This window comes from Dolichospermum sp. UHCC 0260 (assembly GCF_009711985.1).
Classification (GTDB): Bacteria; Cyanobacteriota; Cyanobacteriia; order Cyanobacteriales; family Nostocaceae; genus Dolichospermum; species Dolichospermum lemmermannii.
Genome location: NZ_VIKZ01000033.1, coordinates 18187 through 27305 on the forward strand (window position 1 = coordinate 18187; position 9119 = coordinate 27305).

Genomic DNA, 9119 nt, shown 5'->3' on the forward strand with positions numbered 1-9119 from the left:
CCAATGACCACTGACAAAAAGCTTATTTCAGGAGGAATCTCGCAATGGTAGTCCGCAGCACGGCGGCACCCCCAACCCCGTGGTCAAGGAGTTTAGCAGAACCAAACATTCATGAAACTGCATTTGTCCACTCTTCTTGTAACCTCATTGGTGATGTCAATATAGGTGCAAATGTAATTGTTGCTCCGGGGACTTCGATTAGAGCCGATGAAGGGACACCTTTTTGTGTTAGTGAAAATACTAATATTCAAGATGGTGTGGTCATTCATGGGTTGGAGCAAGGCCGAGTCGTTGGTGATGATGGCAAGAAGTACTCAGTATGGGTTGGGAAAAGTGCCTCCATTACCCACATGGCACTGATTCATGGACCTGCTTACGTTGGCGATAGTTGTTTTATTGGCTTTCGTTCTACGGTATTTAATGCCAGGGTGGGTGCAGGCTGCATTGTCATGATGCACGCCTTAATTCAGGATGTGGAAATTCCACCGGGTAAATACGTAGCTTCTGGATCAGTAATTACTACCCAGCAGCAAGCGGATAGATTGCCAGATGTCCAAGTGCAGGATCAAGAATTTGCTCACCATGTAGTCGGGATTAATCAGGCTTTGCGGGCTGGTTATCACTGTGCTGCGGATAGCAAGTGTATTGCGCCTATTCGGGATGAACTTAATCTTTCCGTAGCTAAATCTTATACAAGTACAAGCATTGAAGTCGAAGAGTTAGAAAGGAGCAGTGACGTGGCGAGCTATAGCTTAGGTGCAGAAACAGTAGATCAATTACGTTATCTACTAGAACAAGGATTTAAAATTGGGACAGAACACGTAGACCAAAGACGGTTTCGGACAGGTTCTTGGCAAAGTTGTCAAGCCATTGCAACTCGGTCTTTAGGTGAAGCTGTTTCTGCTGTAGAGTCTTGTTTGAGAGACCACAGCGGCGAATATGTGCGTCTATTTGGGATTGACAACAACAGAAGACGGGTATTAGAAACTATTGTTCAACGTCCTGAAGGTGTTGTTGCTGGTACATCTAGCTTTAAAGCCCCTGCTGCTGCATCTGCTGGCAGTTACAACGGTAATGGTAATGGCAACGGTACTGCTGTTGGTAGTGCCAAACTGAGTGCGGAAACTGTAGATCAAATCCGTCAACTTTTGGCTGGTGGTTTCAAAATTGGGACAGAACACGTAGATGAGCGCCGTTTCCGTACAGGTTCTTGGGATACTTGTCAACCAATTGAATCTAATTCGACTCAAGCAGTTGTATCTGCTTTGGAAGAGTGCATTGAAACTCATCAAGGCGAGTATGTACGTTTAATTGGGATTGACACCAAAGCTAAACGTCGCGTATTGGAAGCAATTATCCAAAGACCAAACGGACAAGTAGTATCTTCTGGTAGCACCAAATCATTTACCAGTACAAGTTCTGGAACTGCAACCGCAACGGCGACAGCTACCAGCACCCGTTTAAGTACCGAAGTAGTAGATCAATTGCGCCAACTGTTGTCCAGTGGGGCAAAAATTGCAATTGAACACGTAGATCAACGCCGCTTCCGCACAGGTACTTGGACAGTTGCGGGTCAAATTCAGGCTACATCTGAAAGAGAAGCGATCGCTGCTTTAGAAGGATATGTTTCTGAATATCCAGGCGAATATGTGCGTTTAGTTGGTACTGACCCCAAAGCCAAACGTCGCGTACTAGAAGCAATTATCCAACGTCCATAAAGAGGCAGGGTCCAGGAGGCAGGGTGCAGAGAGTAGGGGAGAACATTTTTTTCCTTCTTCTTTCTAACCACTGACCACTGACAACTGTACGGGCAAAGCATTTGGAGAACTATTTTTGGCAATGATAGATAATTTATCTTCCAAATGCTTCGCCCCTACTGACAACTGACAACTTCCGGCTTCCGAGGTAATAAATTCCATGTCTGTATCGCTGCTACGCCTGGGCGATAGATTTGATGCTCATATTCATGGCGACGTGATTATTCATCCCAGCGCGGTATTAGCTCCTGGGGTAGTTTTGCAAGCAGCTACTAATAGTAAAATTGTGATTGGTGCTGGTGTATGCCTGGGTATGGGGTCAATTCTCCAAGTAAGTGAGGGTATTCTAGAAATAGAAGCAGGCGCAAACCTGGGAGCCGGTTTCTTGATGGTTGGTGAAGGCAAAATTGGGGCTAATGCTTGTATTGGTGCAGCGACAACGGTTTTTAACTGTTCCGTAGCACCAGGTCAAGTTATTCCCTCTGGTTCAATTTTGGGAGATAATAGTCGGCAGATTGTTGAACCTTCAGCGGTACAACTAGAATCTACCAATCCTCCCCCAGAGAAACCAGAGGAATCAGCCGAAAAACTTGAATCTCCTCATTCTCAACCAGAGAAACCAGAGAAACAGGAAAAAGTATTTTCCTCAACTCAACTCTCGGTTGCGGCTTTTCTGGAGTTTAAACATCAATCTACGCCTGTATCTCCACCTTCACCTACACCGAAAAGCCAGTCTCCACCAGAGTCAGAAACGGCTGTGGTGGGTGATGCTACGTCGCTTGAAACTACGCTCCCAGAGTCTACAGAAACTACCACTGAGGACATAAAACCCAGCGAGTCTGATCTGGAAACTCACAATATTTTTGGCACGCAAATTTATGGACAAGGTAGCATAAATAGGCTGCTGAGTACATTATTTCCCCATAGACAATCTTTGGGCAACGAAAACTCTAACAATTCTTCAGGTTAAGTGTTAAGTATGAAGTGTGAACTTAAGTCCATATTGAAATGCTAGTTTTCATTCTTCTGTGATTGAAGACGCTATACGAACCTTATCCTGGAAAATTTAGATGGAAACATACAATCAACACGCTTTGAGTACGATTCACGCAGCACGTCGCCGTGATAGCCTCAAAGATACTGCTTTGGGTATGGTGTCAACCCTCAGTTTCCCCGCTATAGTTGGCACGGCTGACATGATGTTAAAGTCGGCTGGGGTCCACTTGGTTGGTTATGAAAAAATTGGTAGTGGTCATTGTACAGCAATTGTCCGAGGTGGCATTGCTGATGTCCGCTTGGCTGTGGAAGCTGGTGTACAAACGGCTGAACAGTTTGGCCAGTTGGTTTCTAGTTTGGTGATTGCGCGTCCTTACCCTAATTTAGATATAATTCTACCTATTAACCGTCTGACTCGATTTATGGGAGATGGTGGTGGATACAGCCGTTTGAGTAATCAAGCCATTGGGTTGGTGGAAACTCGCGGATTTCCCGCTATGGTTGGCGCTTGTGATGCTATGCTTAAAGCTGCTGATGTGCAATTAGCATCTTATGAGAAGATTGGTGCTGGTTTGTGTACGGCAATTATTCGCGGTTCGGTGGCTAATGTGGCTGTAGCTGTGGAAGCAGGTATGTTTGAAGCGGAACGCATTGGTGAGTTAAATGCAGTTATGGTGATTCCTCGGCCATTAGATGAGTTGGAGGAAACTTTGCCTGTGGCTAGTTGCTGGCTGGAAGAACGTCAACCAGTTAATATACCCATTAATATTAAAGATAAAATAACGGATGTGGAAGCGATAGAGTTGCCTGATTTGGCAAAACTGCCTGTGAGAGTTAAGGAAGAAATTTGGAATGATGAATATTGACACTCCCAGGTCTAAAGACACGGGGATTCTTGGTTCAATGAGTCCAGTCAAAATGAGCAGCTATTTTTTCTAGATACCAATCATGTGACTTTAACCTAATTACCTCTGCTCGATCTTTGACTTTTTGTGGTAAATCCCTTGTTCTTAGGTTCAACAGGGTTTTATCTTGCTCACGAGTTAAAAATACCCTTAAACGAGCGCCCATATTTTAATTACCTCAGTAGATTGATTTTCCGTATTTACTCATAACTCATATTAGCAATTACCAATTACCAATCTCGAACTGCTATGATAGCTACCCACAATCCCGCTGTTTTTGTTTTGGTGATTGAACCAGATGAAACCTTGGCTAATCAATTAGCTTTTGATTTGCAAGAAGCTGGCTATGATGCCATTGTGACCCATGATGCAGCCAATGGATTAAAATACTGTAGTGATGCTTCCAGGAATCAAAGTCATCGCCAACCTGCTTTAATTGTTGTAGACCGAATGCTCGTCGGTGAATCAGGACTATCTTTGTGTAAAAATCTCAGAAATATCGGCAATCGTTCTCCTATACTGGTTCTGATGGCCAGAGACACAGTAGATGATCGGATAGCTTGTTTAGACGCTGGTGCTGATGATTACATCCTCAAACCTTACCGTTCGGAAGATTTGTTAAGGCTGGTTCGTCTGTATCTCAAACCTGATATTGATACCGCAGAGCAATTACGCTTTGGGGATCTGATTTTAGATATAGGAACCCGTCGGGCTTTTTACAAGAGTAAGGCCATTGACTTAACCATGAAGGAATTTGAACTCTTAAAGTTCTTAATGGAACATCCCCGTGAAGTATTAACTCGTGAACAGATTTTAGAAAATGTTTGGGGTTACGACTTTACGGGTGAGTCCAATGTCATTGAAGTATATATTCGTTACCTCCGGCTCAAAATTGAAGAAGAAGGTCAAAAACGCTTAATTCAAACTATACGCGGTGTAGGTTACGTACTCAGAGATTCGTAAAATCTATAAAACGAGAAATAATCACAAATAAAATCTAAATTTGTAGGCAATTTTGCAAAAATTAAGTAAGATAGTCAGAATCTAAATTGCATAAATAATTTAATTAGTGATTTGGTAAGAGGTGATTAGTAAAATCATCACTTTTTCCCTATTCCCTGTTCCCTATTCCCTAGACAACTTATGGTTTCTTGGCTTAGTTTATGTTCAATATTACTTAGTATATTACTGATGGGCTGTTCATCACCTACCACGGCTCAATCTCCAGTCGTAACACCGGAATCATCAACCCAAACACCAGTAAATACTGGACAAAATCTGCCAATTTCTGCTGAAGCTATACTTCCTAAAAATATAAAAATTCAGTTAGAAGTAGCACGAACACAAGAACAGCAACAGATGGGTTTGATGTATAGACTAGCTTTACCAGATAACCGAGGAATGCTATTTTCTTTTGCGAACCCACAACCAGTAAAATTTTGGATGAAAAATGTACCTGTTGCCTTAGATATGGTATTTATCCGAAAAGGTGTAGTTCAGTACATCCAAGCATCTGCTCCTCCTTGTGGCATAGAACCTTGTCCCACCTATGGTCCTAATGTACTGATAGATCAAGTAATTGAACTGAGGTCAGGACGAGCCGCAGAACTAGGCTTAGATAAAGGAGATCAGGTCAAAATTGATTTCCTAACTTCTGATATTTCTCAGTAAACAGGATCAATATTTTCTGACAATGATCCCGGTTGGATATAGCAGAAGTCTTTATTCTGAATTTTTATCGAATACAGAATTGTTTTGTCAAAAAAAATATTACCTAACCTGGCACAAATAGTAGTAAAGAGGTTAATATTTAGCAGTAACTTGAATAACATCGGATTTTAGTTTTTTCCAGTTAAAATCACAACTCAGGGTTGAGTAGCAAAAATCTCTCTTTTGACGCAAGTGTAAATAGTCGTCAATAGAGGAATATAAGCTATGAAATCTTTTTTACTTAAACCAGAACAAAAAAACTTGAATGATGTTAGTGTCACCATTAACATCATGGTTAAAGTATTACCTAAATATTATCCTGATGGAACACATAAGTCACTGTATTAGGGATTTCCCCCGTGATTGTAAGTACCTTGGTTTAGTAGTACATTCATGTAGGTTAATACTTTACAAAAAAGGTTATTTAGAAAATTTTTTTATACCACCTTTAACTTTTATTTACTTACAGCAATGTGACAAATAAAATACTGGTTATACAATACCCACAAAATTAGATAAGCAATCTATGATCATCAATTCTACTCAAGGAGGTAAGATACAAATGACACCATCAAGATATTCTCGGCTAATTAATTTTCTCCAAGAAGATTTGGCAATTTCCGCCGCTTCCCTAGCTGTAGCATTACGTAACCGTGATCAAGATCCTGGTTCTTTAACCATGACTCTTTGGCAATATGGGTTAATTACTCTAGAACAGTTAGAACAAATTTATGATTGGCTAGAGACTGCGTAACAATTGACAATTGACAATTGACAATTATCAATTATCAATTATCAATTACCAACCTAATAACTATGAGGCAAAAACTTTTGCTGCTGCTGCTATACCAGCGCCGGGGGTGAAGTTTTCATGACCAACTTGTGGGAGGACAACTTCTAGGGAAGCGATACAGCTAAGAATATCTCTATCGCACACAAAACCCAGATGACCTATGCGGAAAATTTTATTACTCAGATGGTCTTGTCCACCTGCTAAAGCAATATCAAACCGTTTTTTCATCAAAGAGCGAATTTTATCTGTTTCGATGCCTGGTGTGGCTACAGCGGTAATGGCAGGACTGGCACATTCATCAGCAGCAAACAAAGATAAATTCAACGCCTTCATAGCCGCACGAGTAGCATTTTTTTGGCGTTCATGACGGGTAAAAATGGATTCTAATCCTTCCTTTTTCATCATTCCCAAGGTGGTATGTAGTGCCACCATTAAGTTGACGGGAGGAGTAAAGGGAGTGGTATTTTTAGCAGTGGCTTTCCGATATTTACCTAAATCTAAATAATACTTAGGCAATTTTGCGGTTTTATAAGCCTCCCAAGCTTTAGGACTGACAGAGACAAATCCTAAACCGGGGGGAATCATGTAACCTTTTTGTGAACCAGAAGCGACTACATCCAAACCCCAAGCGTCTACAGGGACATTGTAAGCCCCTAAACTGGTGACAGCATCCACAATAATTAAAGCCTCTCCATGTTCTTTAACGTGGCGGTTAATAGCTTCTAGGTCATTAATGACACCTGTTGAGGTTTCGCTGTGGGTGATAATGACAGCTTTGATTTCTTTGTTGGTATCAGCTTGGAGTTTAGCTGCAAATTGGGCTGGGTCTAAGGGTTGTCCCCATTCTGCGGTAACTGTTTCCACATTTAAGCCAAAAGCTTGACCAACTTCTACCCAACGTTCCCCGAATTTACCATTAGAAGCGACTAAAATGCGATCGCCTGGAGAAAGAAAATTAATCATCCCCGCTTCTACAGCACCCGTACCGCTGACGTTTAACATCAATACATCACTGGCGGTTTGATGTAGCCATTTGAGGTTTTCTGTCACCTCTGCCATCATGCTACTAAATTCACCGCTGCGGTGACCAATGGGGTGTTTAGCTAATGCTAGTAAAGCAGCTTCTGGAACTGGGGTAGGACCAGGAATCATCAGCATCAATTTATCGTCCATGTTTGTGTCCTAGTTGAAAATTTCAATACAATCCAAATTAACCGCTACAGGGGATAAAAACACAAAAAAAACCTACTAAAATTTTTCGTAGGAATGCCAGTTAAAAACTGTTAATTAACCCCGCTGTTGCAGGGCTGGGTTTTTGTTCAGGTGGAAATAGACATTCATCAGGAGCAATCCACTTTATCACCAAAATGATTAATAGACCAACGGTGATCAATGCTCAGAGAAGAAGATTGAAAACTTTCTTCTAGTCGCTTTTGTTGGGATGCAGCTTTTCGCATGGTAATAATCAGTTGATTAACTTGATTGCGGAGGTCTTGGTTTTGACCCAGAGAAGTCATGGTTTGTCTTTCTAAAAGTTGAAGTATAAGTTCGTAATGGATAGGAGAAGGTAAAGGAATTGGCTCCATGTAATTTATTGTGAAGTTGTAACTTAGGGATGTTTAATTTTTAATTTAGTTAAACTTTAGTTAACTCCAAATTAATTGTTACACAAGAAATAAATAATTGCAGTTATTCAGTCACAGGCTAGTACCGCAGGGCGGAAGTCAAAAGTCAAAAGTCAAAAGTCAAAACTAATACAGCACTTCCCGGTGTTATGAGGTACATATCTAGCGGGCAAGACTTGTACTGAGCTTGTCGATAGCGCAGCGTGGCGTTAGCCATAGTATGCCCGCACTACAAGAGTTTCATGATTCAACTTTGTACCTCATAAGAGCGGAAACGGCTGTATACAGTAGGCTTTTTGGCGATTGAATATGGTTGCTTTATTTCCGCCAAGCTGTAGTAGAGGAAAAAAGAGGATCTGAACCCTTGTTTTATATGGCATTTAAGGCTGTAATTAAGCAAAGAGATTGGCTATTGCTAATTGAGGATCTGGTTGTTTTACCAAGGACTCACCAATCAGTACAGCGGATGCACCTGCTTTTTTAACTACACTTAAATCCTCTGGGTGATGCAATCCTGATTCGCTGACTACAAGAATGTTTTTTGCTTGTAACTTTTCACCTCTATCTGTGAGTAATTGACAAGTTGTTTGTAAATCAACAGAAAAATCCTCCAAGTTGCGATTATTAATCCCGACTAAAGAAACATCATCTAAGGCTAACGCCCGATCTAATTCTGCTAAATTATGCACTTCTATTAAAGCTGCCATTTTCAAGTTATTAGCAATTTTGATAAAGTATTGCAAATCTTGATCATTAAGAATTGCTGCTATTAATAAAACTGCATCTGCTCCATGAATTCGCGCCCAATACATTTGGTAAGGATAGATAATAAAATCCTTGCACAGTAAAGGTAAATCTACCGCTGAACGGACTAAGGATAGATTTTCAAAACTACCTTGGAAAAATTTAACATCTGTCAGCACAGAAAGACAACTAGCTCCACCTTTTTGATAAGATTGAGCGATCGCTACTGGGTCAAAATCCTCCCTAAATACCCCTTTACTGGGAGAAGCTTTTTTGACTTCAGCAATCAAAGCCGGATTAGTTTTACCTTGACGCAAAGCATTAACAAAATCACGAGTTGGTGGTGCTGATAGGGCTTGTGTTTGCAATTCCCGCAAAGGTAGCCTTTCTCGCATTTTCTCAACTTCTGTTTCTTTCTGCCAGACAATTTCTTCTAGAATATTATTTGGTGCAGCCCCTTCTATAGCAGATTGATACTGAAGTATAGAAATATTAATAACTGGGCTAGGTGAACGACGACGGATTTGCATATTTGTCAGTTGTCAGTTGTTAGTTGTTAGTTGTCAGTAGGGGCGAAGCATTTGGAAGA

11 protein-coding genes are annotated in these 9119 nt (G+C 41.1%); 6 read left to right on the plus strand and 5 right to left on the minus strand.

What is annotated here, in order from left to right:
• Nucleotides 1–44 precede the first annotated feature (44 nt).
• The gene (locus FJR08_RS13885) at nucleotides 45–1718 is read left to right on the plus strand and encodes a ribulose bisphosphate carboxylase small subunit (RefSeq protein WP_168633556.1); all 1674 of its coding nucleotides are present in this window, start codon (nucleotides 45–47) and stop codon (nucleotides 1716–1718) included.
• Nucleotides 1719–1781: 63 nt separating this feature from the next.
• On the opposite strand, the gene FJR08_RS13890 is transcribed toward FJR08_RS13885, so the two are convergent.
• Nucleotides 1782–1919, minus strand: coding sequence for a hypothetical protein (locus FJR08_RS13890; RefSeq protein WP_168633557.1), 138 nt, complete (start codon nucleotides 1917–1919; stop codon nucleotides 1782–1784).
• Between FJR08_RS13890 and FJR08_RS13895 the strand changes: the two genes are divergently transcribed.
• The gene (locus FJR08_RS13895; RefSeq protein WP_015080438.1) at nucleotides 1918–2727 is read left to right on the plus strand and encodes a carbon dioxide concentrating mechanism protein; all 810 of its coding nucleotides are present in this window, start codon (nucleotides 1918–1920) and stop codon (nucleotides 2725–2727) included. The genes FJR08_RS13890 and FJR08_RS13895 overlap by 2 nt on opposite strands.
• A gap of 100 nt (nucleotides 2728–2827) precedes the next feature.
• Nucleotides 2828–3619 carry a BMC domain-containing protein gene (locus FJR08_RS13900; RefSeq protein WP_015080439.1) on the plus strand — a complete coding sequence of 264 codons (792 nt, stop codon included), beginning with the start codon at nucleotides 2828–2830 and terminating at the stop codon, nucleotides 3617–3619.
• A gap of 34 nt (nucleotides 3620–3653) precedes the next feature.
• Here FJR08_RS13900 and FJR08_RS13905 read toward each other — a convergent pair whose 3' ends face one another.
• Entirely contained in the window at nucleotides 3654–3824 is a 171-nt protein-coding gene (locus FJR08_RS13905; protein ID WP_041458417.1) for a hypothetical protein, read from the minus strand.
• Between the two features lie 83 nt (nucleotides 3825–3907).
• On the opposite strand from FJR08_RS13905, the gene nblR reads away from it, so the two are divergent.
• The 3 genes from nblR (at nucleotide 3908) to FJR08_RS13920 (ending at nucleotide 6122) form a co-directional block, all read left to right on the plus strand.
• The gene (gene nblR, locus FJR08_RS13910; protein WP_168633558.1) at nucleotides 3908–4621 is read left to right on the plus strand and encodes a response regulator transcription factor NblR; all 714 of its coding nucleotides are present in this window, start codon (nucleotides 3908–3910) and stop codon (nucleotides 4619–4621) included.
• A 180-nt stretch (nucleotides 4622–4801) separates the two neighbouring features.
• Nucleotides 4802–5329 (plus strand): DUF192 domain-containing protein, encoded by a 528-nt coding sequence (locus FJR08_RS13915; protein ID WP_168633559.1) that lies wholly within the window; start codon nucleotides 4802–4804, stop codon nucleotides 5327–5329.
• A gap of 565 nt (nucleotides 5330–5894) precedes the next feature.
• Nucleotides 5895–6122 (plus strand): DUF2949 domain-containing protein, encoded by a 228-nt coding sequence (locus tag FJR08_RS13920; protein WP_015080442.1) that lies wholly within the window; start codon nucleotides 5895–5897, stop codon nucleotides 6120–6122.
• 60 nt (nucleotides 6123–6182) lie between these two features.
• On the opposite strand, the gene FJR08_RS13925 is transcribed toward FJR08_RS13920, so the two are convergent.
• The 3 genes from FJR08_RS13925 to trpC all read right to left on the minus strand — a co-directional run bounded on the left by FJR08_RS13925 (nucleotide 6183) and on the right by trpC (nucleotide 9060).
• Nucleotides 6183–7334 carry an alanine--glyoxylate aminotransferase family protein gene (locus FJR08_RS13925; protein WP_015080443.1) on the minus strand — a complete coding sequence of 384 codons (1152 nt, stop codon included), beginning with the start codon at nucleotides 7332–7334 and terminating at the stop codon, nucleotides 6183–6185.
• 167 nt (nucleotides 7335–7501) lie between these two features.
• Nucleotides 7502–7747 (minus strand): DUF5340 domain-containing protein, encoded by a 246-nt coding sequence (locus tag FJR08_RS13930; RefSeq protein WP_015080444.1) that lies wholly within the window; start codon nucleotides 7745–7747, stop codon nucleotides 7502–7504.
• Between the two features lie 431 nt (nucleotides 7748–8178).
• Nucleotides 8179–9060 carry an indole-3-glycerol phosphate synthase TrpC gene (gene trpC / locus FJR08_RS13935; RefSeq protein ID WP_168633560.1) on the minus strand — a complete coding sequence of 294 codons (882 nt, stop codon included), beginning with the start codon at nucleotides 9058–9060 and terminating at the stop codon, nucleotides 8179–8181.
• Nucleotides 9061–9119 lie beyond the last annotated feature (59 nt).

Bases quoted from the DNA above. Each gene is read 5' to 3' on its own strand.
- FJR08_RS13885 (WP_168633556.1), top strand. From the start codon at position 45: ATGGTAGTCCGCAGCACGGCGGCACCCCCAACCCCGTGGTCAAGGAGT.
- FJR08_RS13895 (WP_015080438.1), top strand. From the start codon at position 1,918: ATGTCTGTATCGCTGCTACGCCTGGGCGATAGATTTGATGCTCATATT.
- FJR08_RS13890 (WP_168633557.1), bottom strand. From the start codon at position 1,919: ATGGAATTTATTACCTCGGAAGCCGGAAGTTGTCAGTTGTCAGTAGGG.
- FJR08_RS13900 (WP_015080439.1), top strand. From the start codon at position 2,828: ATGGAAACATACAATCAACACGCTTTGAGTACGATTCACGCAGCACGT.
- FJR08_RS13905 (WP_041458417.1), bottom strand. From the start codon at position 3,824: ATGGGCGCTCGTTTAAGGGTATTTTTAACTCGTGAGCAAGATAAAACC.
- nblR (WP_168633558.1), top strand. From the start codon at position 3,908: ATGATAGCTACCCACAATCCCGCTGTTTTTGTTTTGGTGATTGAACCA.
- FJR08_RS13915 (WP_168633559.1), top strand. From the start codon at position 4,802: ATGGTTTCTTGGCTTAGTTTATGTTCAATATTACTTAGTATATTACTG.
- FJR08_RS13920 (WP_015080442.1), top strand. From the start codon at position 5,895: ATGATCATCAATTCTACTCAAGGAGGTAAGATACAAATGACACCATCA.
- FJR08_RS13925 (WP_015080443.1), bottom strand. From the start codon at position 7,334: ATGGACGATAAATTGATGCTGATGATTCCTGGTCCTACCCCAGTTCCA.
- FJR08_RS13930 (WP_015080444.1), bottom strand. From the start codon at position 7,747: ATGGAGCCAATTCCTTTACCTTCTCCTATCCATTACGAACTTATACTT.
- trpC (WP_168633560.1), bottom strand. From the start codon at position 9,060: ATGCAAATCCGTCGTCGTTCACCTAGCCCAGTTATTAATATTTCTATA.